The sequence below is a fragment of the Streptomyces sp. cg40 genome, assembly GCF_050320165.1.
In the GTDB taxonomy this organism is placed as follows: Bacteria; Actinomycetota; Actinomycetes; order Streptomycetales; family Streptomycetaceae; genus Streptomyces; species Streptomyces hokutonensis.
In genome coordinates this window covers 5,698,670-5,719,484 of sequence record NZ_CP190128.1, presented here as the reverse complement: position 1 = coordinate 5,719,484, position 20,815 = coordinate 5,698,670, and the positions used below count along the sequence as shown (strand labels likewise).

Here is a 20,815-nt window from a genome sequence, read left to right as displayed (position 1 = left end):
GAACCCGTAGGGGAACGGCAGCCCCTACTGGTCAGCCCGTAGTACCCGGCCCCGCCGTGGACCCCCGCAGAACCAACCGCGGTTCGGTCGGCACGACCACATCCCCCGGCGACTCCCCCCGGATCTCCGCGACCAGCGCGTCCACCGCCGCCGTGCCCAGTTCGTGCAGGGGCATCGCGACCGTGGTGAGGGGTGGGGTGAGGTAGCCGGCGACGGGGAGGTCGTCGTTGCCGACGAGGGAGATGTCCTCGGGGATGCGCAGGCCGCGTTCGTGGATGGCCCGCATCGCCCCGATGGCCTGGGCCAGCGAGCTGGTGTACAGCGCGGTGACCCGGGGTTCGCCCTCGGCCGGGGTGAGCAGTTCGCGGGCGGCCGCCGCGCCGCCCTCCTCGGTGAAGTCGCCGGAGGCGACCGGTGCCGCGGCCAGGCCCAGTGCGGCGGAGTGCCGTAGGAACGCGTCCCTGCGGTCCTCACTGGGGGTGATCCCCGAGGGGCCGGCGATGTGGCCGATCACCCGGTGGCCGAGGCCGTGGAGATGGTCGAGGGCCGTGACGCTCGAACGTGCCACGTCCATGGTGACGTTGCGGCCCGAGCCCTTGACGGCGCGGTTGAGGAAGACGTGCGGAACCGGGTTGCGGCTCAGGGTCTCCAGTAGGGGGTGGTGCGGGCGGGCGGAGGCGATCAGGAGGCCGTCGACGCGGCCCTCCTTGACCAGGTCGTTGAAGGTGTCGTCGGCCTCCTGGCCGTCGAAGTCCTCGGCGAGCAGGGAGAGATAGCCCAGTTCACGGGCGCGCTGGTAGGCGCCGCGCGAAATCGTCACGTACGTCGGGTTGTTGAGGGCCGGCACCAGCAGGGCCAGGGCGTGGGTGCTGGCCCCGGCCAGGGCGCGGGCCCCGGAGTGCGGGCGGTAGCCCAGGGCGGCGGCGACCTCGTGGACGCGCTGTCGGGTCTCGGGCCGTACGGACAGGTCCTGCCGTCCGTTGAGCACCTTGGACACCGTCGCCTTGGAGACTCCCGCCTCCCGTGCGACGTCCACCAGCCTTGCCCGTACGGGCTGTTCAGCCACGCGAGTCCTCCCTGTCAACCACGCTGTCGACGACCCCGGCCGTCCTGCGAATCATGCCCTGCTGCCGGATTCGCCTGGGGTGCGGCGATCGGCGTGGGGTGTTGCGTTTGACCTCTTGACACCTTCTGGCGCCGCAACCTAGCGTTCGCCGAAGTCGTTGGTCAACCGGTTTCCTTCGATGGATTTCAGTGATATATCCATTCAGGCCCGGCAAACCATGATGGTCCTCGCACAGCCGACGGGACTCGGCGAACCCAGAGGACCACGCAACTTTCCGTAGAAACCCCTGCAAGCACGACGAAATCGGCATGCGCCGATGATGGGTGAGGTGTGCAATGAAGCGCTCCGGGAGACTGCTCACGGTCGCCACCACGGTCGCCGCCCTGGCGACGTCGCTCGCCGCCTGTGGCGGCAGCTCCGACTCGACCTCGGCGGACGGGACGGTCACGCTCCACGTGGAGGCGTGGAAGGGCGGCGGCGCGGAGCCGGCGAACATCGCCGAGATCAACAAGGCCTTCGAGAAGGCGCATCCGAAGATCAAGATCGACTTCAAGTACACCACCGCGGACCCGACCTACACGCAGAAGCTCCAGCCCGAGCTGCTGGGCGGCAAGGCCGGGGACGTCATCATGGTCGACGCCGACAAGATGAAGAAGTGGGGCGCCTCCGGCTACCTCGCGGACCTCTCCAACGAGTCGTGGGTGAGCTCCATATCCTCGGCCGCGAAGCCGTTCACGCAGAGCGACGGCAAGACGCTGGCCATGCCGATGGAGCTGATCGGCATCGGGCTGTACGCCAACATGGACCTGCTGAAGAAGGCCGGGATCACCGAGGTCCCCGCCGACTGGCCGACGTTCCTCGCCGACCTCGCCAAGCTGAAGAAGGCCGGGGTCACGCCCATCTCCCTGCCGGACAAGGCGGGTTGGACCGGCAGCTCGATCTTCCAGGCGAGCGGTTCGACGACCGTCTACCAGAAGAACAAGCAGTGGGACGCGGACTTCCTGGCCGGCAAGGCGTCCTTCGGCTCGGACTGGAAGGAGCCGCTCGACCAGCTCAAGACCCTCGGTGACAAGGGCTTCGTGAACTGGAAGAACGAGCTCGGCGTCGACGAGTGGTCGCAGGGGCCGCAGGACTTCAGCGCGGGCAAGAGCGCCTTCTGGTACCAGGGCGCCTGGCAGGTCTCCAACATCAAGAAGGCCGGTTTCCCGGTGTCGTTCGCCCCCTGGCCGGGCGGCGCGGCCGGCACCAAGCCGAACGCGATGCTGTTCTCCGGCACGGCGTGGGGCGTCAACTCCCAGTCGCAGCACGCGGACGCGGCGAAGGAGTACGTCAAGTTCTGGTCGCAGAGCGCGAATCTGGCGAAGTACCTGGACGCCGAGCACGCCGAGTCGCCGTTCACCGGTGGCACCACGCCCGACTCGACGGAGACGACCATCTTCAACACCGCCTTCACGGAGGGCCGTTACCGGGTGCTGCCGTCCAACACCTGGTACGGCTCGCAGTCGGAGACCGACACCGGCTCCAAGATCCAGTCCTTCCTGCTGGGCCAGTCCGACGCGGCGAAGACGCTGAAGGACATCCAGACGGCGGCGTCCGCCAAGTAGCCCTGGCGGTGGGGTAGTTGGGCCGTCCGGTCAGTCGAACACCGGCCGGGTGACTGGGCAGACCGGCCGAGTGACCAGCGACCGGGTGACCGAGCCGGCCGGCCCACCCACCCCTGTCACCCACCCCCGTCCCACCCACTCCCCCCAGGGGCCTGACGGCCAAGGAGGTCGATCCCCCGTGTTCCACCGACGGCGTGCCACCATGGCCGCCTTCCTGCTCCCCGCGATCGCCGTGTACGCGCTGTTCATCCTGTATCCGCTGTTCAAGGGCGTCTACCTGAGCCTGACCGACAGCGTCGGCGGCCCGATCTCCCACTTCGTCGGCGCCGACCAGTACACGGCGATGGCGGACGACCCGCAGATCTCCGCGGCCCTGTGGCACACGGTCCTCTACGCCGTCGTGGTCGTCGTCGTGCAGAACGGCCTCGGGCTGCTCTTCGCGTCGATGCTGTTCCGCCGCGAGAAGGTCCGAAAGGCCCTGAGCGTCGTCCTGTTGACCCCGACCCTCATCTCGCCGCTGATGGCCGCGTTCATCTGGTCGTACCTCTTCGCGCCGAACGGCGGCCTCAACGCCCTGCTCGACGGGGTCGGTCTCGGCGGCCTCAAGCACGTCTGGCTCGGCGATCCGTCCACCGCGCTGTACTCGGTCGCGACGGTCAACATCTGGATGTTCACCGGCTACTCGTGCGCGATCTTCCTCGCCAGCTATATGAGCATGCCGGCCGAACTCCTCGAAGCCGCCGCCCTGGACGGCGCGTCCGGCTGGCGCCGCTTCCGCAGCATCGAGTGGCCGCTGCTGGCGCCCGCGCTCACCGTCAACGTGACACTCAGCCTGATCGGTTCGCTCAAGGTCTTCGAGTTCCCGCTCGTCCTGACCAACGGCGGCCCGGCCGGCGCCACCGACACCCTGACCCTGCTGGTGTACCGGAACATCTTCGGCGGCGGGAAGTTCGCCTACGGCGTCGCCATCGCCGTACTGCTCCTGGTGACCGTGGTCGTCCTGTCCAGCGCGACCAACTCCCTGCTCAGACTGCGCGAACGGCGCGTGTGACGACGTACGGACGCCCCCAAGTGCGCACGCACGACCGGCAGTTCACCGTCGGCACCCTCGGCACCGTTGGAATCGTTGGAATCGGACGGATCACCTCATGACCTCACCCCCCTCAATCGCGGTCTCCGCGACGGAAGTCGGCCGCCCCGCCGGCAAGCCCGACGCGCCCCGGCCCCGCGCCACCGCCACCTGGACCCCGCGCAGGCTCGCCACCGCCGTCGGCACGACCGCGCTCACCCTCGGCACGGTTCTCTTCGTCCTGCCGTTCGTGTTCACGATCGTCACCTCGCTGCGCACGGCGGCGGACGTGGCGCGCTCCCCGCTGGGCATCCCGCACTCCTTCACGCTGAAGAACTTCACGCACGCCTTCAGCCAGATCCACTACGGCACGAGCACCCTCAACACCCTTCTGATCACCGGGCTTTCGTGCGTCCTGATCACCGTGCTCGGCGCGCTCGCGGGCTATCCGCTGGGCCGGATCACGGCGGGCTGGTCGACGGCGGTGTACCGGCTGTTCATCCTCGGCACGTCGATCCCCGTGTTCGTCGTGGTGGCACCGCTGTACCTGCTGATGCGCGACCTGAACCTGCTCGACACCTACGCGGGCGTCGTCCTCATCTACACCGCGCTCAACCTGCCGCTCGCCGTGTTCTTCTACACCAGCTTCATCCGGCAGATCCCGGCCGACCTGGAGGAGGCGGCGGCCCTCGACGGCTGCGGCGCGCTCCGCACCTTCTTCGTGGTCATCCTGCCTCTCCTCCGCCCGGTCACCAGCACCCTGTTGACGTTCATCTCGCTCCAGATCTGGAACGACCTGCTGGTCCCCCTCGTATTCCTCCAGGACCCGGGCAAGCGCACCGTCATGGTGAACGCGTACTCCTTCATCGACCCGCACACCGTCCAGCCGACCACCCTCTTCCCGGCCGCGCTCCTCGGCGTGCTTCCCCTACTGGTCATCTTCATCTTCTTCCAGCGCCAGATGGTCGCCGGAATGTCGGCGGGAGCGGTCAAGTGACGGACCATCAGTTTCTACGGCCCCTGCTCACACCCCAGTTGGCCGGTACCCGGGTGATGGCCATCCTCAGGTCGGCCGACGCCAGCGCGCTGCCCGCCGCGGCCCGTGCCCTCGCGGCCGGCGGGATCACCTGCCTGGAGGTCACCCTCACCACCGCCGGCGCCCTCGACGCGATCGCCCGGATCAAGGACGAACTCGGCGCCGGGGTCTCGGTCGGCGCCGGTACGGTCCTCAGCACGGGCGACACCCGCGACGCGCTCGCGGCGGGCGCCGAGTTCCTGGTCTCGCCGAACGTCGAACCGGACGTCATCCACGACGCGGCCGACCAGGACATCCCCTTCTACCCGGGAGCGTGGACGGCGACCGAGGTCACCACCGCCTGGCGGGCCGGCGCGGCGGCCGTGAAACTCTTCCCGGCCTGCACCGGAGGCCCCACCCATCTGCGCCAACTCCGCGCCCCGCTCCCGCACATACCGCTCATGGCGGTCGGCGGCGTCGACCTCGAAGCGGCCGGGCAGTACATGGCGGCGGGCGCACTCGCCGTCGGCGTCGGCTCCCCGCTGCTGCGCGACGCCGACCGGGACCCCACCCCCGAGGCGCTGAACGCCCTCACGGCCCGGGCCCGCGCACTGCTGGAGACGGTCAGGCCCAGCGCCGGGTCCGAGGAGAAGAACCGCCTGTGAACACCCGTAAGCCTGTTGTCGAGAACGACGAGCCCTACCTCGTCACCGTGGGCGAGACCCTGGGCGTCCTGTCCGCCGCCGGTCCCGGCCCGCTCACCCTGGGCACCACCCTGCGCCTCGGCGTCGCCGGCGCCGAGTCCAACGTGGCGATCGGCGTAAGTCGCCTGGGCGGAAAGGCCACGTGGATCGGCCGCGTCAGCGAGGACGAGCTGGGTGAGCTGGTGCTGCGCGAGCTGCGGGCGGAAGGGGTGACCGCCGTGGCCGTACGGGACGCCGCCCCGACGTCCCTTCTCCTCAAGGAGAAGCGCACCAGCACGCACCACCGGATGCGCTATTACCGCACGGCGACGGCGGGCGTCCGCCTCGCCCCCGAGGACATCCCGGAGGAGGTGGTCGCCGGGGCGTCGGTCCTCCACATCACCGGCATCACACCGGCGTTGGGGGAGGGTCCGGCGCGAGCGGTCCGCCGGGCGGTCGACATCGCCCGCGAGGCAGGGGTGTTGGTCTCCCTCGACATCAACTTCCGTTCCCTGCTGTGGAACGAGGACGAGGCGCGGGAGGCGGTCCTCCCCCTCCTCCACGACAGCGATCTGGTGTTCGCGGGTCCGCACGAGGCCCGCCTCGCGGTGCCGGACCGCCACGAACCCGAGGAACTGGCCAAGGGGATCTGCGAGTTGGGCCCCTCCGGTGCCGTGATCAAGCTGGGCGCGGAGGGGGCCTTCGCGCTCCTCGACGGCCACCCGTACCGCCAACCCGCGCTGCCTGCCCTTGTGTACGACTCGGTGGGCGCCGGGGACGCCTTCGTGGCGGGCTACCTGGCCGAACTGCTGGCCGGTGCGCCCGCGTCGGTCCGGCTCGACACGGCCGCCCGGGTCGGCGCGTTCGCGGTCGGCACGGAGGGCGACTGGGAGGGCCTGCCGCGCCGGGGCGAACTCCCGCTGCTGGACCACCACGACGACGTACTCCGCTGAGGACTGAACGCGCAATGACAAGTACTGGTATCGCAGGGCACGTCGAGGTCCTGACGGGTTCGTACACGCCGGACACGGGTGGTGAGGGCGTCGGCCTCACGGCACTTCGGCTCACCCCTCAGGACGGCGGTCTCGGCGTCGTGGACGCGGTGGCGGCGAGCGGCGCGTCCTTCCTGGCCGCGCACCCGACGCTCCCCGTCGTCTACACGACGCACGAGTCGACGCCGGGCGCGGTGGGCGCGTTCGCCCTGCGGGAGGGCGCGGCGCCGACTCCCCTGGGGGCGCCCCTGACCAGCGGCGGCGCGAACCCGTGCCATCTGACCGTCCACCCCGGCGGCGACTTCCTCCTGACCGCCAACTACGGCACGGACACGCTGCCCGGCACGGTGGCCGTGCACCGCCTGGACGCGGACGGCCGGCTCTCGGACCTCACGGACGTGGTCGAGCACAAGGGTTCGGGCCCCGTGACCGGCCGCCAGGAGGGCAGCCACGCGCACCAGGTCCTCGTCGACCCGGCGGGCCGCTACGTCCTGGCGACGGACCTGGGCGCGGACACGGTGTTCGCGTACCAACTGGACCCGAATACCGGCAAGTTGAACCAGGTGGGTGTGTCCCGTCTCCGCCCCGGCTCGGGCCCCCGCCACTTGGCGTTCACCCCGACCGGCGACCTGGTCCTCAGCGCCGACGAGCTCTCCTCCACGGTGACGTGTCACCGCTACGACGCCGAGACCGGCACCCTGCACGAACTGTCCCGGGTGCCGGCAACGGCCGTGGCGGACATCCCCAACCAGCCGGGCGGCATCGTCACCTCGCCCTGTGGCCGCTACGTCTGGGTGACCAACCGGGGCGCGGACACGGTCGCGGCGTTCCGCATCACGGGCACGGCCCTCGAACCTCTCGGGGAGGTCCCGAGTGGGGGAAGCTGGCCCCGGGGGCTGACCGCGGCGCCCGGGCAGCTGCTGGTGGCGAATCAGCACAGCGGGACGGTGGCGGTGTTGCGGGTGCGGGAGGACGGGACGCTGGGGGAGACGGGGGTGGTGGTCGCTGTGGGTTCGGTGGTGTGCGGGCTGGTGGTGTGAGCCCGTGAAAACAGCAGGAAAACAGTTGGTTCAGGTCCCGTCCCGTGCCTGAGAATGCTCGGTGTGGCGGACACGGAACCCATCGGAGATGAGACGCCGGACGGGCTGCTGGGCTGGTGTCTGGTGGCCAACGTGGCGCGGGAGACCACGCGCGGCGAGGGTGGTCTCGACATCCAGCGCGGCACGAAGCACTTCCCGGTGGGCGCCCTGCTGTGGATCCCACCCACGATCTGGGACCCCGGCCCGGGCCGCTGGCGCGCGGTCGGACGGCACAGGGGCAACGGCCGCCGGTACGTCAACATGGTCGTGCGCGCGGACGATCTGGAGAACTTCCGGGTCAAGGGTGTCTACAGCGAAGGTCTCGTCCGCGGTCTCAACGGCTACGCCCACGACCCGGCCGCCCCGCGGACCCTCCAGAACCCGTGGACTCGCGAGCGGGCCCAGAGCTGGGCGGACGGCCGCAACGACCTACGGGAGAGCATCGTCATCGACGGCCGGCGCCACCCCAAGATCAGGGTCCCCAACCCTCCGCCGGCTGAACTCCAGTTAGGCGGCGAGATCCTGCACCTCTCCCAGTACGGCACCAGAGGACCCCACTACAGCCGCATGCCTCCTCCCGTGGAATGGGTTCCCGAGACCTGAGACGCGGCCGGCGTGCCACAGCCGCCGGGCTCTCGTTCGGCCGGCCTTTCCGCCGTTCCCCGCGTCACTGCCGGCCCGCCCCCGGCAGCACCTCCGCACAAGCCACCGCGTAAGGCCAGATCGCCGCCCCGATCTCCTCCGCCGACCCCGCGCAGTCGCGTCGCAGCCAGTCCATGACCGTGCCCAGGATCGCGCCCGCGAGGAAGGCGGAGACGGGGTCCGTGGTGTCGGGCTCCGCCGGGAGGCCGCGGCTGGTGCGGGCCGCGAGGGTGATGCGGTGGAGGAGGTGGTTGATCATGCGGGCGCTGCCCTCGTCGCAGAGCAGGGCGCGGTAGAGGGGGGCGTGGGCGGCGACATGGGTGAAGAGGGCGGGGAGGGGGTTGGGCAACGGGCTGCCGTCAGGGGCCAGTTGGCTGTGCGGGATCGGCTCCGTGGCCACCAGTTCGTCGTAGGTCGCGGTGCACGCCGCGACCGCCAGGTCGTGCACGTCGGCGTAGTGCTCGTAGAACGTCGAGCGGTTGACGCCGGCGCGTTTGGTGAGGTCGGCGACGGATATCTGGCGCAGGTCGCGTTCGGTGACCAGTTCGCGCAGGGCGGCTTCGAGGGCGGCGCGGGAGCGGAGGACGCGGGGGTCGGGATGACCGGGAGCCCGGGGTCGTCCGGGAGCGGCGGGGAGGCCGGGGTGTTCGAGGGGTTGCGCTGGCATGCGGCAACAGTATTCTCTCCCACACCTGGTGGTTATCCGACAGTTGTCGGGTAGGGCGGGAGGCCCGCATGGCTACGTACGTTCTCGTGCACGGCGGCAGTCACGGTGGTTGGTGCTATCAGCGCGTCGCGCGGATCCTGCGCGCGAAGGGTCATGAGGTGTACGCCCCGACACTGACCGGACTCGGCGAGCGGTCGCATCTCCTCGGACCCGGCGTCGATCTCGACACCCACATCACCGACGTCACCCAACTCCTCCGCTACGAGGGGCTGTTCGACGCCATTCTCGTCGGGCACAGCTACGGCGGGATGGTCGTCACCGGTGCCGCCGACCGCGCCCTCGACCGCGTCGGCCATCTCGTCTACCTGGACGCGGCGACACCGGCCGACGGGCAGTCCCTCGCCGATGTGGCACCGGAGTTGATGGCCGCCTCCCGGGCGACGGGGAGGGTCGTCGACGGAGTCGAGCTGGTGAACTTTCCCGGCGAAGGACCCATGCCCCACTACGGGTTGACCGATCCGGACGACATCGCCTGGCTGGCACCGAAGATCACGCCCCATCCCTGGAAGTGCTTCGAGCAGCCGTTGCGGCTGAAGGACGAGGCGGCGGTGCGCGCGCTGCCGCAGTCGCAGATCGTGTGTACGGCGACGCTGCCCTTCCGCGATCCGGCGGACCTCGAACCGGCGCGCGCGGCGGGGCGGTTGTGGGACATCGACACCGGCCACGACCTGATGGTCAGCGAGCCGGAAGCCGTGGCGGACCGTCTCGATCGGATCGCCTCGGCCTGAGTGCCTCGAACCGGTCGTCGCGACTTGACAGTCAGTCACATTACCGAAACGTAACCTACCGACGGGTATCACGAGTAACTTACCCGCAGGTAAGTTCCAGGCGAACCACTCTTCGGCGGCGCCGGCGCACACACGTGGGACGCGTGTGTGCGCCACCGCGCCACCGCTTCCTGACGGCCGCTCCACAGGAGGTTCGCCATGCCCGCACGCCAACGGCGCCTGCTCGGCGCCGCGTTCACCGTCGTCGCCTGTCTCGGGGCCCAGGCCCTGGTCGTCGCGACCGCGTCCGCCGCCACCGCCGCGGACGAGGTCGTGTCCAGAGGGGTCACGATCCCCGCGTTCTACAACCCGCCCGCCACCCTGCCCGCCGCGAACGGCGCCCTCGTCCGCAGCGAGCCCCTCCCCCTCGCCCTGAGCCTGCCGGGCCTCGACGGCCCGCTCCCGGGCACCGCGACCCGGCTGATGTACAAGTCCACCGACTCCAACGGGCAGCCCGTCGCCGTCACCGGCGCCTACATCGAACCCTCCGCCGACTGGTCCGGCAGCGGCCCGCGCCCCCTCGTCGCGGTCGCCCCCGGCACCGTCGGACAGGGCGACCAGTGCTCCGCGTCGATGGGCCTGGAACATCCCCTCGTCTTCAACAGCCAGACGGTTTCGGTCGGTTACGAGGATCTCTCCATCTACCGCCTGCTCGCCCAGGGCGTCGCCGTCGTCGTCACCGACTACGTCGGACTCGGCGCCACGGACCGCCTGCACACCTACGTCAACCGGGTCGACGAGGCGCACGCGGTGCTGGACGCCGTACGCGCCGCCCGTTCGCTCACCGGAACCTCGGTCACCGCCGCCTCACCGGTCGGGCTCTACGGCTACAGCCAGGGCGGCGGAGCCACCGCCGCAGCCGCCGAACTCCAGTCCTCCTACGCCCCGGACGTCACCCTCTCCGGAACCTACGCCGGAGCCCCGCCCGCCGACCTGACCTCGGTCACCAAGGCCATCGACGGCAGCGAACTCGCCGGCGCGCTGGGCTGGTCGCTCAACGGCTTCCTCCAGTCCGACCCGGCGCTGAAGCCCCTCGCCGAGGCACACCTCAACGACGCCGGGAAGGCCGCGCTCACCGACCTGTCGACCATGTGCGTGGGCGACGCGCTGCTCGGCTACGCCTACAAGAAGAGCACCAGCTGGACCACGGACGGCGAGTCCATCAGCGACATCATCGCGTCGACCCCCGCCTTCCAGAGCTTCCTCGACGAACAGCGCATCGGCACCCTCAAACCGTCGGGACCCGTCCGTCTCGCGACCGGCGTCAGCGACAACCTCGTCCCGCACGCCCAGGCCCGCCAACTCGCCGTCGACTGGTGCGCCAAGGGCGCCGACGTCACGTACAAGCCCGTCGTCCTGCCCAGTGTCGGCAGCGCTCTCGTCAACCACTTCGCACCCCTGCTCACCGACCAGGGCGACGCCATCTCCTGGCTCACCGACCGCCTCGCCGGCAAGGCGGCCACCTCCAACTGCTGGAGCATGCCCGTCCAGCTCTGAGACCGGAGGAACAGGGACCTCACCGGCGGGGTCCGGGCAGCTGCGACGCGCGGCCCCCGCCGGTACTCGACTCCCTCATATGCCCGAGCACGCCTCCCCCACCCTCAGCCGCCGCGGCCTGCTCGGCGCGTCACCGCGTCGCGGCTGGCCCGAGCAGGCGTCTCCGCCCTGGTCCTGGCTCACCGACCACGCCATCGTCGGCGGCGTCGACAAGACCTGGACGCCGCACACCGGCGTGCTCGAAGCCGTCGTAGGAGACGGCATAACGGCGATGTGCGGGGCGGCGGTCGGCGGCGGCTCGATCATGTACCACGGCACGACCCTCCAGCCCACGAAGGCGGACTTCGCCACCTCCGTCCCGCAGGCCGCCGCGCTCGCCGAGCACAGCATGCGGACGATCGTCCAACAGGACCTGGAGCGGGTCTTCTAGTCCCAGGTCACCAGGTCACCGGCAGCGCGCGCAGCCCGTACACGATGGTGTCCTGGTTGTAGGCGAGTTGATCGGCCGGGACGGCGAGCCGCAGTCCGGGCAGACGGCGCAGCAGGGTGGCGAGGACGGTCTGGAGTTCCACGCGGGCCAGGGTCTGCCCCAGGCACTGGTGGATGCCGTAGCCGAAGGCGACATGGCGGCGCGCGTCCCTGGTGAGGTCCAAGTCATCCGCCTCGCCGAAGAGTTGGCGGTCCCGGTTGGCCGTGGACAGCATGCAGATCACGCCGTCCCCGGCCGGGATCGTCACCCCGCCCACCCGCACGGTCTCGGTCGCCGCGCGCCCCAGGCCCAGGTGGATGATCGTGAGGTGGCGCAGCAACTCCTCCACGGCGCCCCGCACCAGGGCCGGGTCCGCGCGCAACAGGGCCGCCTGGTCCGGGCGTTGGAGCAGTGCGAGCACGCTGACGGCCGTCATGTTGGCCGTGGACTCGTGCCCGGTGACCAGCAGCAGGAAGCCGAGCGACGCCGTCTCCTGCGCGGTCAGGTCCTCGCGGGCGGCGAGCCTGCTGAGGATGTCGTCCGCTGGGTGGCCGCGCTTGTGCCTGGCCAACTCCGCCAGATAACCCATGAGTTCGGTGTGCGCCCGCTCCGCCTCCGGCCGGGTGGTGCGGTTGTCGAGCAGTGTCCGACTGAGCGACTGGAACACCTCGTGGTCCTCGTACGGCACCCCCAGCATCAGGCAGATGACCAGCGAGGGGATCGGCAGCGCGAAGTCCGCCACCAGGTCGGCCGAGGTGCGGCCCTCGGTCATGCGGTCCACGGCCCGGTCGACGATGTCCTGGATGCCCGGGCGCAGTTCCTCGATCCGCCTGACCAGGAAGTCCTTGCTGACCATGCGGCGCAGCCGGGCGTGCTCGGGATCGTCCATGCGGATGAAGCTCGGTTTGGCGGTGGCCAGTTCGCGCTGCCCGGCGGAGAGGAAGGGGAAGCCCGGTGTGCGCGCGTCGGCGCTGAACCGGGCGTCCGCCAGCACGGCGCGCACCTCGTCGTAGCCGGTGACGAGCCAGCACGCGGTGCCGTCCGGCAGCGCGGCACGGGTGACGGCGGCCTCGCGGGCGGCGTCGGTGTAGGCGGGCGGCGGGGAGAAGGGGCAACTGCCGTAGGGGGAAGGGAGTTCGAGAGTGGTGGCGGTCGTCATGAGCGGGCCGGCTCCTCCTCGTCGACCAGTGTGATGGCGCCGCTGGGGCACAGGTCGGCGGCGAACCGGACCTCGTCGGCGTGGCGCGCGTCCGGCTCCGGGACGAGCAGGGCGACCCGGCCGTCCGCCTCGTCCTGCTCGAACACCTCGGGTGCCGCGCCGACGCACTGGCCCGCGCTGCAACAGCGTTCGCGGTCGAGGAGGACGACGAGTGAGGGCTGCCGGTCGGAGGGGGTGCGGAGGGTGTTGAGCGTGGCGCACATGGTGGCGGTCTGGCCGGCCAGGACCAGGAGCTCGACGAGTTGCCCGGGACCGAGGACTCGGGCGAGGCGGCTCCAAAGCGCGTCGGGAACCGGGGAGTTGGCGGCGAGCAGGTCGGCCGCCTCCAGGAGGTCGCGGTCCTCGCCCGTCCAGGCGTGGGCGTCCAGGTCGGCCGCCGTCGCGTCGATCTCCGCGGCCGTGAGTCCGGCGTCCGCGGCCGGGGTGCGGTGCCGCCGGTGGACGTAGGGCGCGTCGAGGCGGTGGGCCACGCGCAGGACGATCAGCTCGCGTCTGCGGTGGCCGAGGGTGCCCTCGTGGGTGAGGACGCGGGCGAGGGAGAGCCAGGCGTGGGCCAGGACGGGGTGGTGGGCGAGGGTGCCGAAGAGGTTCTCGCGGCCGGGGCCGTCCCGGTGCGAGTCGGCGAGCAACGCCCGCAGGACCGGGGGCCATTCGGCGGGCGGGAGGGGTGGGATGCGGGGGACGCGGGTCGTGGTCATGGTGCCTTCACCTTCGTACGGAGCCTGAGGACGGGCCGGTGCCGGGACTCACCAGCGGGCGACGACCACTCCCGCGCTGGCCCCGCTCGCGAAGCCGAACATGCCGACCAGGTCGCCGCGTCGCAGCCGCCCGGCGTCGAGGGCGGCGGCGAGTTGCAGGGGGATGGTGTTGGTCGCCACGTTGCCGTGGGTGGGAAAGGTGGCCAGGATGCGCCCCGGGTCCACGCCCACCCACTCGCACACGACCTTGGTGAACGGCACCGACGGCTGGTGCACACAGACGAGGTCGAGGTCGTCGCCCTCGACGCCCAACTCCCGCATGGCACCCCGCACTTTGCCGGGCAGCCCGTCGAACGACCCCACCAACTCGGCGGAGTCGATGCGGAGATGGCCGAGTCTGCGGTGCTGGGCGTACGGGTTGGGCAGGGTGGCCGCCCGCCAGCCCCAGGAGTTGGCGAAGAACCGGGAGCCGAGGATGCCGGGCCGCCCGCCCGCCTCGACCAGCAGCGCCGAGCCCATGTCGCCGGTGCTGAGGCTGGGCAGCGCGGTCGCCAGGTCGGCCGGGTCGTCGAGCTGCCAGCGGCTCTCCCGGGTGCTGACCTCGGCGGTGGTCACCAGCACCCGGCGGTACTGTCCGCCCCGGATGAGCGCGTCGGCGACCTCCAGCGCGTTGAGGACTCCGTTGCAGGCGTTCTTCAGGTCGAACACCGGGCAGCCCAGGCCGAGTTTGTCGGCGACGACATGGGCGGTGGCGGGCTCCTCCATGTCGGCGAGGATGCCGGCGTAGAGGAGCAGGTCGATGTCGGCGGGGCCGGTGCCGGTGTCGTCGAGGAGGCGCCGGGCCGCGTGGGCGGCCAGGTCGGAGGGCTGTTCCAGGTCGTCGGCCACGGTGCGCTCGGCGAGCCCGTACATGCGCTGGAGCACCCCGCGGGCCAGCGGCACGGCGGGGCTGCCCGCCCGGAAGCGGTCCTCCACCGCGGCCACGCTCTGCCGCCCCTCGGGGATGTGGACGGTGGCGTGAACGATCGTGCTGTGAACGGTCATCGATCCTTCCTGTGTTCAGTGCTCTCCGGTGAAGAGCAGCACCACGTTGTGCCCGCCGAACCCGAAGGAGTGGCTGACGGCGGCCCGGACGCGCTGCCGGCGGGGGAGGCCGGTGACGCAGTCGAGGTCGTAGGGGAGGTTGTCCGGGGTGAGGTTGGCGATCGGCGGCACGGTGGAGCGGTGCACGGTGAGGGCGGTGAGCGCGGCCTCGACCGCGCCGGCCGCGCCGAGGCCGTGGCCCAGAACTCCCTTGGGCGCGGTGACACTTGGCCGGTGCGGCAGCACGCGCTCGATCAACTCGGCCTCGGTCAGGTCGTTGAGCGGGGTCGAGGTGCCGTGCGCGTTGACGTGGTCGACGTCTCCGGGACCGAGCCCCGCCTCCGCGAGCGCGGCGCGCAGCGCGGCCTCGGCGTGAACTCCCCCTGGTGCGGGGGCGGTCGGGTGGAACGCGTCGGAGGTCTGGCCGACGCCCGCGAGCCGGGCGTAGCGCCGCTGTCCTCGGGCGCGGGCGTCCGCCTCCCGTTCCAGGACGAGGACGGCGGCGCCCTCGGCGATCACGAATCCGTCCCGGTCCGCCGCGAACGGCCGTGAGGCGGCGCCGGGTTCACCGACCCGGGACGACAGGGCGCCCATCCGCTGGAAGCCGGAGGTGATCACCGGGGTGACGGCCGCCTCCGCGCCGCCCGCCACCGCGATGTCGCACAGCCCGGCGAGCAGCAGCGCGCGGGCGGTGGCCAGGGCGCTGGCCCCGGAGGCACAGGCGCTCTCGGTCGCCAGGGAGGGACCATGGGCGCCGAGGTCCAACAGGACCTCCCCGGCTGCCATGTTGGAGATCAGCATGGGCACCAGCGCGGGCGACACCAGCTCCGGGCCGCCCTGGTGGTGGCGGAGGGTCTGGTCCTCCAGATGGGCGGCCCCGGCCAGCCCCGAGCCGATCACCACGGCGACCCGTGCGCCGTCCCACCCGGCGGGGTCGAGTCCGGCGTCGGCGACCGCCTCCCGCGCGGCGAGCACGGCCAGCTGGCTGAAGCGGCCCATGCGCCAGGCCTTGCCGCCGCCGATCCGGGCCTGCTCCGGTGTCATGAGGGGGATACGGCAGGACAAGTCGACGGCACAGCCCTTGAGTTCGGGATCGGTGGCCGCCGTAGAACGACCGGACAGGACCCCTTCCCAGGTGGCGGCGCGGCCGACCCCGGCCGGGGTGATGAGCCCCAGGCCGGTGACGGAGACGGGTGCGCAGGGTGCTGTCATCACGCCCGCTTGGCGTTCAGCGTGGCGACGAGCTCACCCACGGTGCAGTGCCGGGCGGCCTCCTCCTCCGCGACCGGAACCCCCAGCTCCTCCTGGAGCGCCAGGGCGAGTTCGGCCAGCGCGAGCGAGTCGAGATCGAGGCTCTCCAGGGTGGCCTCCGGACGGATGTACTCGGGGCTGACCTCGAACTTCTGGGTGAGTACGGCGGTCACGGCACTCTGGACGGGAGACATGGTGTTCCTTTCGACGAGTGGGCGGGGCTGCACAATCGGGGCGCTCGACCTGTTTCGCGGTACGCGAAGACGACGAATCACCGGCGGACGGGGAACAGCGGGGCCGCCCGCGAACGGGCGAGGTCTCGGACGATCGGCGTCACACGGCCGGCGTCACACGGCGGCATCACACGGCCGGGTCGCCACCGTCGCTGGTGCCGACACCCTCGGTCCCGGGCACCTCCGGCAGCTCCGGCCAGACCAGGGCCGCCGAGCCCCAGGTGAGCCCGGCGCCGAAGGCCGTGAGCAACACCCGTTGCCCGGCGCGGAGTTCACCGCGCGCGGCGGCGTCGGCGAGGGCCAGCGGGATGGAGGCGGCGCCGGTGTTGCCGACCCGGGCGATGTTGGTGACATGCCGGTCGCCGGACACGGGGACGCGGGCGCCGACGGCGGACAGGATCCGGGCGTTGGCCTGGTGGGCGCAGAACCGGTCGATGTCCTCGGCCGCCCAGTCCGCGCGCTTGAGCACGGTGTGGGCGGACTGCGTCATACGGGTCACCGCATGCTGGAAGACGTCGTGTCCCCGCATGCGGAAGTAGCGGTCGTCCGGGCCGAATTCGCCCGGCCGGGACCGTTCCAGCGCACCGCCGCCCGGCACCTGGATCAGCCCCTCCCCCGAGCCGTCGCTGCCGAGGTCGAGGGCCAGCACCGCGCCCGGCTCGTCCGGTGTCCCGCGCCGCAGGACGGCCGCCCCGGCGCCGTCGCCGAACAGGATCCCGGCGGAACGGTCCTGCGGATCGAGGAGCGTCGAGTACACCTCGGCCGCGACCAGCAGCACCCGGTCGGCGCACCCCGAGGTCAGGGCACCGACGGCGGCGGCGAGACCGTAGACGAATCCGCTGCACGCGGCGGACACGTCCCAGGCGGCCGGACCGCCGAGGCCGAGCCGGGAGGCGAGCCGGGGCGCCATGGCCGGCATCGGCCGGTCCGGGGTGGAGGTGGCGACGACGACGGCGTCGACGGCCGGTCGCCCGGCCGCCGAGAGGGCCCGTCCGGCCGCCTCCAGTGCGAGGTCGCCCGTGGTCACCCCTGGTGCCGCGCGCCGCCGTTCGCCGATGCCGGTGCGTCTGCGCACCCAGGCGTCGTCGACACCCCACGCGGCGGGCAGGGCGTCGTTCGCCACCGCGTCCGGGGGGACGTAACCGGCGATGCCCTCGAGCACGGCCGTCCGCGACGGCGTCAAGAGGGGGGCTGCGCTGGGCAGTCGGTGGGTCACACACGCCTCGTTCGTCAGTGATCTTGGACGAGCGAGCACGACTGTAGATCGGATCAAGATCCGGCCGGGCACGTGACACGATGCGAACTTGTGCGCCAAACAACGCCCCTCACCAGCAAAAACGCAGGTGGGCGGGCGAAGTGAGGAAACGTTACGGCCGTTATGCCGTCCACGGATCACCCGAAAGAGGACGGCCGGTGACGGCCGTTCGGCACACAACCGCCCCGGAGGACACGCCAGTTCACCGGGGCGGGTGACGGCGCTGGGACAATGGGCCCATGAGCATCGTCAAGATCAACGTACTCACCGTCCCCGAAGAGCAGCGCGAGACGCTGGAGAAGCGGTTCGCGAACCGCGCCGGGACGGTGGACGGCTCGGACGGCTTCGAGTGGTTCGAGCTGCTCCGCCCCGTCGAGGGCACCGACACCTACCTCGTCTACACCCGCTGGCGCGCCGAGGAGGACTTCCAGAAGTGGATGTCCGGCATGGGCCAGGCCGCCCACCGCGGCACACCCCAGGACGGCTCCGCGCAGGCCGAGCGCCCCAGGCCCGCCGCGACGGACGCGACACTGTGGACCTTCGAAGTGGTCCAGCAGGCAGGCCCCAAGCAGGACTGAGACGCTCTACGACGGCTCCCGTTCCCGCACCGCGGTCAGTTCACGCAGGACGCGGGCCAGGTCGGCCGGTGCCGCCGCGAGGCGCACCGGGCGGCCCCCGTCGTCGAGTTCGGCGATGTGCCAGTCACCGGGGACGGTGTCGCCGTCGCCGCCCCGGGCCCGACGTACGGCCTTGACGGTGATCCGTTCCACCGGGATCCGCCGGGCCGCGAACCGGCCCGGCCCCGGGGTCACCGCGGGCGGCCCGTCACCGAGGGCGATATGGGTGCCGAAGCCGTACGGGTTGTAGTCGGTGTGCTCCAGGAAGCGGGCGGACACGAACACCTCGCCGTCCAACTCGGCCAGTTCTACGGCTACTTCGGCATCGCCGACCGGGCGGACCCGGGTCTCGCGCCAGGCCCACACCAGCAGCGCGCCCGTGACCAGCGTGCCCGCAGCCGCCCAGGTGATCGCGCCAGGAGAGGCCAGTAGGCCCGTGGGGTGCAGGTAGCACAACGGCACCAGCCAGAGAGCCGTACCGCCGAGCGGGACCACGAACGGCAGGGCGGACGGCAGGACTTCGTCGTCGGGCAGCCGCCGTCCACGCACCCGCTGCACGGTCAGCGCGCCCGGGTAGCCCGCGCCGAGAGCGGCGAAGGCCGACAGGACGGCCAGGGTGCCAGCGTTCGGGACGTGCCGGTGCCAGACGTACCGCGAGCCGGTGACGACCCTCACCTCGCCGCGCCAGAAGGTGAGTTGGACCCTGTCACCGGCACGGAACCCGTCGGCGGCCTCGACCGGAACCTCAAGGCGCGCGAACGGCCGGTCGTCGGCGAAGTACAGCCAACTGCTCTTCTTGGGCCGGTTGGGGTCGGTCCGCGCGATCACGGCCGAGGTGTAGGTCAGGCACTCCCGGCGGTCAGCGGCCGGGGTCGCGGCGCTGCACGGAACGGCCGCGCGCCACGCCCGCTGGTCGGCCGCGGTGCCCGACACGAACGCGGCGGCCACGCCCGCACCCACCAGCAGCCCCACACACCACAGGACCGCGGTCCCCGCCCACCCGCGCCCGGCGGTACGGTCCGAGACGACGGGAACGGCCGCCGCCTGCGCGACCCCGGCCCCGTGGCGCCGGTGCAGCACACGCAGACCGTCCAACTTCTCCTCGAACACACCGAGTTCATACGGTCCGGTCGCGACCGGCAGGGGCAGCGTCCGACTGCGCCCGTCCCGCAGCAGCACACCGACGCGACGGATCTGCCCGCCCCGCGAGCCGTTCCCGCGCTTCAGCCGTATCCGCAGCTCGGCGACCTCGGGCCAGGGCACGCTCCAGCGGCGCAGCAGGGTCCAGGACCGCAGACCGCGCGCGTCGGCACTGACCTGGGCGGTGACCATGTGCAGCGACACGAGCCCGACGAGCGCGAACGCCCCGCCGACAACCAGCCACACCACACCCGGACCGCGATACGCCGCCCACCCCACCGACGCCCCGACGCCCGCCGCCGCGAACGCCACGGACAGCCACAGGGCGTGGCGCGGACGGGCACGGCAGTGCACTTCGCGGACGTCGGTTGTCATGGCCCACACTCTGCCCCCGCCCGCACGGCAAGGGCTTGTGCAATGTCCGGCAGTGTTCCGGCCGGCCAGGCTGCCCGGGAGAGGCAAGGTGCCCGACGGCCCCCAGGAGTGCCCTCGTTGGCACCTCCTCCACAGCAGCCCCACTGAAGTGACATGACCCGTTCACCAACTCTCCACATGTGAAGCTCTGCACCGAAAGAATCCGGCCATTGACTCACTTCGCGCGGCATCCACCGGGAAGTCGCGAAGCGCCTCGTTTCCTTTCGTCTCGTTTCGTTTCGTTTCCTCAGGTGGAGGGACACGTGCTGTCCGCGCAGAAGGGCTCCGACCGGACGGAGCCCCACAGACCCGTGCTCGATCCGCCCCCCAGGCGCCCACAGGCCGCCCGAGGGCTCGGCGACCGGGTGTTCCGCTACCAGTTGACCGCCACCGGGATCGCCGTCCTCGCCATCATGGCCGCCGTAGGACTGTTCCTCCTCCTACGCGCCACGCAGGCACTGCGCGCCACCGGCCCGTCCTTCCTCACGACGGCCCAATGGCAGCCGGACGTCCACAGGTTCGGCATCGCGGCGGTCCTCACCGGCACCCTGCTGATCGCGGCGGTCGCGGTCACGATCTCCGTACCCCTGGCCGTCGGCACGGCCCTGTTCATCTCCGACGTGGCCCCGCGAGGCCTGCGCCGCACCCTGGTGAGCCTGGTCGACCTGATGGCGGCGGTCCCCTCCGTCGTCTACGGCCTCTGGGGCCTCTTCTTCCTCCAGGCACACGTGATCGGCCTGTCGCGCTGGCTGTCCGACTGGTTCGGCTGGATCCCCCTCTTCAAGGTCGACGGCACCCACCCGGGCGACCCGCTCGCCTCCGCGAGCGTCTACACCGCGTCCGCGTTCGTCGCCGGGATCGTCGTCGCGCTGATGGTGGCGCCCATCCAGTGCTCGGTGATGCGCGAGGTCTTCGCCCAGGCCCCGGCCGGCGAACGCGAGGGCGCCTACGCGCTCGGCGCGACCCGCTGGGGCATGATCCGCGCGGTCGTCCTGCCCTACGGCAAGGGCGGCATCATCGGCGGCACGATGCTCGGGCTCGGCCGGGCGATGGGCGAGACGATCGCCGTCTACATGATCATCTCGCCGGTCTTCGTGATCCAGCCGCACATCCTCCAGACCGGCTCCAACTCGGTCTCCTCCCTCATCGCCCTGCACTACGGCGACGCCTCGTCCTTCGGCATGTCGGCCCTGATGGCGGCAGGCCTTGCCCTGTTCCTCCTCACCCTGGCGGTCAACTTCACCGCGTCCACGATCGCGGCCCGCTCGCGGTCCGGCGCGCAGAGCGAGGCATGA

21 protein-coding genes are annotated in these 20,815 nt (G+C 71.5%); 12 read left to right on the top strand and 9 right to left on the bottom strand.

Features of this window, described 5'->3' with window-relative positions:
* Positions 1–31 precede the first annotated feature (31 nt).
* On the bottom strand, positions 32–1,066 hold the full coding sequence (locus ACQHII_RS25520; protein ID WP_427921488.1) for a LacI family DNA-binding transcriptional regulator: 1,035 nt from the start codon (positions 1,064–1,066) through the stop codon (positions 32–34).
* 335 nt (positions 1,067–1,401) lie between these two features.
* Between ACQHII_RS25520 and ACQHII_RS25515 the strand changes: the two genes are divergently transcribed.
* The 7 genes from ACQHII_RS25515 (at position 1,402) to ACQHII_RS25485 (ending at position 8,111) form a co-directional block, all read left to right on the top strand.
* Positions 1,402–2,670, top strand: a complete 1,269-nt coding sequence (locus tag ACQHII_RS25515; RefSeq protein WP_427921487.1) for an ABC transporter substrate-binding protein — start codon at positions 1,402–1,404, stop codon at positions 2,668–2,670.
* A gap of 178 nt (positions 2,671–2,848) precedes the next feature.
* On the top strand, positions 2,849–3,721 hold the full coding sequence (locus ACQHII_RS25510; protein WP_427921486.1) for a carbohydrate ABC transporter permease: 873 nt from the start codon (positions 2,849–2,851) through the stop codon (positions 3,719–3,721).
* 97 nt (positions 3,722–3,818) lie between these two features.
* Entirely contained in the window at positions 3,819–4,736 is a 918-nt protein-coding gene (locus ACQHII_RS25505) for a carbohydrate ABC transporter permease (RefSeq protein ID WP_427921485.1), read from the top strand.
* On the top strand, positions 4,733–5,419 hold the full coding sequence (locus ACQHII_RS25500; protein ID WP_427921484.1) for a bifunctional 4-hydroxy-2-oxoglutarate aldolase/2-dehydro-3-deoxy-phosphogluconate aldolase: 687 nt from the start codon (positions 4,733–4,735) through the stop codon (positions 5,417–5,419). Before ACQHII_RS25505 ends, ACQHII_RS25500 begins: the two co-directional genes overlap by 4 nt.
* Positions 5,416–6,390: a sugar kinase gene (locus tag ACQHII_RS25495; RefSeq protein WP_427921483.1), complete on the top strand. Its 975-nt coding sequence runs from the start codon at positions 5,416–5,418 to the stop codon at positions 6,388–6,390. The genes ACQHII_RS25500 and ACQHII_RS25495 overlap by 4 nt, the downstream gene beginning before the upstream one ends.
* A gap of 14 nt (positions 6,391–6,404) precedes the next feature.
* Complete coding sequence (locus ACQHII_RS25490) at positions 6,405–7,469, top strand: lactonase family protein (RefSeq protein WP_427921482.1); 1,065 nt, start codon at positions 6,405–6,407, stop codon at positions 7,467–7,469.
* 63 nt (positions 7,470–7,532) lie between these two features.
* Positions 7,533–8,111, top strand: coding sequence for a hypothetical protein (locus ACQHII_RS25485; RefSeq protein ID WP_427921481.1), 579 nt, complete (start codon positions 7,533–7,535; stop codon positions 8,109–8,111).
* A 64-nt stretch (positions 8,112–8,175) separates the two neighbouring features.
* On the opposite strand, the gene ACQHII_RS25480 is transcribed toward ACQHII_RS25485, so the two are convergent.
* Entirely contained in the window at positions 8,176–8,817 is a 642-nt protein-coding gene (locus tag ACQHII_RS25480; RefSeq protein WP_427921480.1) for a TetR/AcrR family transcriptional regulator, read from the bottom strand.
* 68 nt (positions 8,818–8,885) lie between these two features.
* On the opposite strand from ACQHII_RS25480, the gene ACQHII_RS25475 reads away from it, so the two are divergent.
* The 3 genes from ACQHII_RS25475 to ACQHII_RS25465 all read left to right on the top strand — a co-directional run bounded on the left by ACQHII_RS25475 (position 8,886) and on the right by ACQHII_RS25465 (position 11,571).
* Positions 8,886–9,605 (top strand): alpha/beta fold hydrolase, encoded by a 720-nt coding sequence (locus tag ACQHII_RS25475; protein ID WP_427921479.1) that lies wholly within the window; start codon positions 8,886–8,888, stop codon positions 9,603–9,605.
* Between the two features lie 198 nt (positions 9,606–9,803).
* Positions 9,804–11,141: a lipase family protein gene (locus ACQHII_RS25470; RefSeq protein WP_427921478.1), complete on the top strand. Its 1,338-nt coding sequence runs from the start codon at positions 9,804–9,806 to the stop codon at positions 11,139–11,141.
* Between the two features lie 79 nt (positions 11,142–11,220).
* Positions 11,221–11,571 carry a hypothetical protein gene (locus ACQHII_RS25465; RefSeq protein WP_427921477.1) on the top strand — a complete coding sequence of 117 codons (351 nt, stop codon included), beginning with the start codon at positions 11,221–11,223 and terminating at the stop codon, positions 11,569–11,571.
* A gap of 7 nt (positions 11,572–11,578) precedes the next feature.
* Here the strand turns inward: ACQHII_RS25465 and ACQHII_RS25460 are convergent, their stop codons facing one another.
* The 6 genes from ACQHII_RS25460 to ACQHII_RS25435 all read right to left on the bottom strand — a co-directional run bounded on the left by ACQHII_RS25460 (position 11,579) and on the right by ACQHII_RS25435 (position 17,310).
* The gene (locus ACQHII_RS25460) at positions 11,579–12,769 is read right to left on the bottom strand and encodes a cytochrome P450 (protein ID WP_427921476.1); all 1,191 of its coding nucleotides are present in this window, start codon (positions 12,767–12,769) and stop codon (positions 11,579–11,581) included.
* Positions 12,766–13,527: a ferredoxin gene (locus ACQHII_RS25455; protein WP_427921475.1), complete on the bottom strand. Its 762-nt coding sequence runs from the start codon at positions 13,525–13,527 to the stop codon at positions 12,766–12,768. Before ACQHII_RS25455 ends, ACQHII_RS25460 begins: the two co-directional genes overlap by 4 nt.
* Positions 13,528–13,575: 48 nt before the next feature.
* Entirely contained in the window at positions 13,576–14,571 is a 996-nt protein-coding gene (locus ACQHII_RS25450; RefSeq protein ID WP_427921474.1) for a 3-oxoacyl-ACP synthase III family protein, read from the bottom strand.
* 15 nt (positions 14,572–14,586) lie between these two features.
* Positions 14,587–15,822, bottom strand: a complete 1,236-nt coding sequence (locus ACQHII_RS25445; protein ID WP_427921473.1) for a beta-ketoacyl-[acyl-carrier-protein] synthase family protein — start codon at positions 15,820–15,822, stop codon at positions 14,587–14,589.
* Positions 15,822–16,055: a phosphopantetheine-binding protein gene (locus tag ACQHII_RS25440; RefSeq protein ID WP_362980941.1), complete on the bottom strand. Its 234-nt coding sequence runs from the start codon at positions 16,053–16,055 to the stop codon at positions 15,822–15,824. The genes ACQHII_RS25445 and ACQHII_RS25440 overlap by 1 nt, the downstream gene beginning before the upstream one ends.
* A gap of 166 nt (positions 16,056–16,221) precedes the next feature.
* Positions 16,222–17,310, bottom strand: coding sequence for a beta-ketoacyl-ACP synthase III (locus tag ACQHII_RS25435; RefSeq protein WP_427921472.1), 1,089 nt, complete (start codon positions 17,308–17,310; stop codon positions 16,222–16,224).
* Positions 17,311–17,588: 278 nt separating this feature from the next.
* Between ACQHII_RS25435 and ACQHII_RS25430 the strand changes: the two genes are divergently transcribed.
* The gene (locus tag ACQHII_RS25430) at positions 17,589–17,927 is read left to right on the top strand and encodes an antibiotic biosynthesis monooxygenase family protein (protein WP_427921471.1); all 339 of its coding nucleotides are present in this window, start codon (positions 17,589–17,591) and stop codon (positions 17,925–17,927) included.
* A 6-nt stretch (positions 17,928–17,933) separates the two neighbouring features.
* Here the strand turns inward: ACQHII_RS25430 and ACQHII_RS25425 are convergent, their stop codons facing one another.
* Positions 17,934–19,481 (bottom strand): PH domain-containing protein, encoded by a 1,548-nt coding sequence (locus ACQHII_RS25425; RefSeq protein ID WP_427921470.1) that lies wholly within the window; start codon positions 19,479–19,481, stop codon positions 17,934–17,936.
* 302 nt (positions 19,482–19,783) lie between these two features.
* Between ACQHII_RS25425 and pstC the strand changes: the two genes are divergently transcribed.
* A complete protein-coding gene (pstC, locus tag ACQHII_RS25420) occupies positions 19,784–20,815 on the top strand; it encodes a phosphate ABC transporter permease subunit PstC (RefSeq protein WP_427921469.1) in 1,032 nt (343 codons plus the stop codon).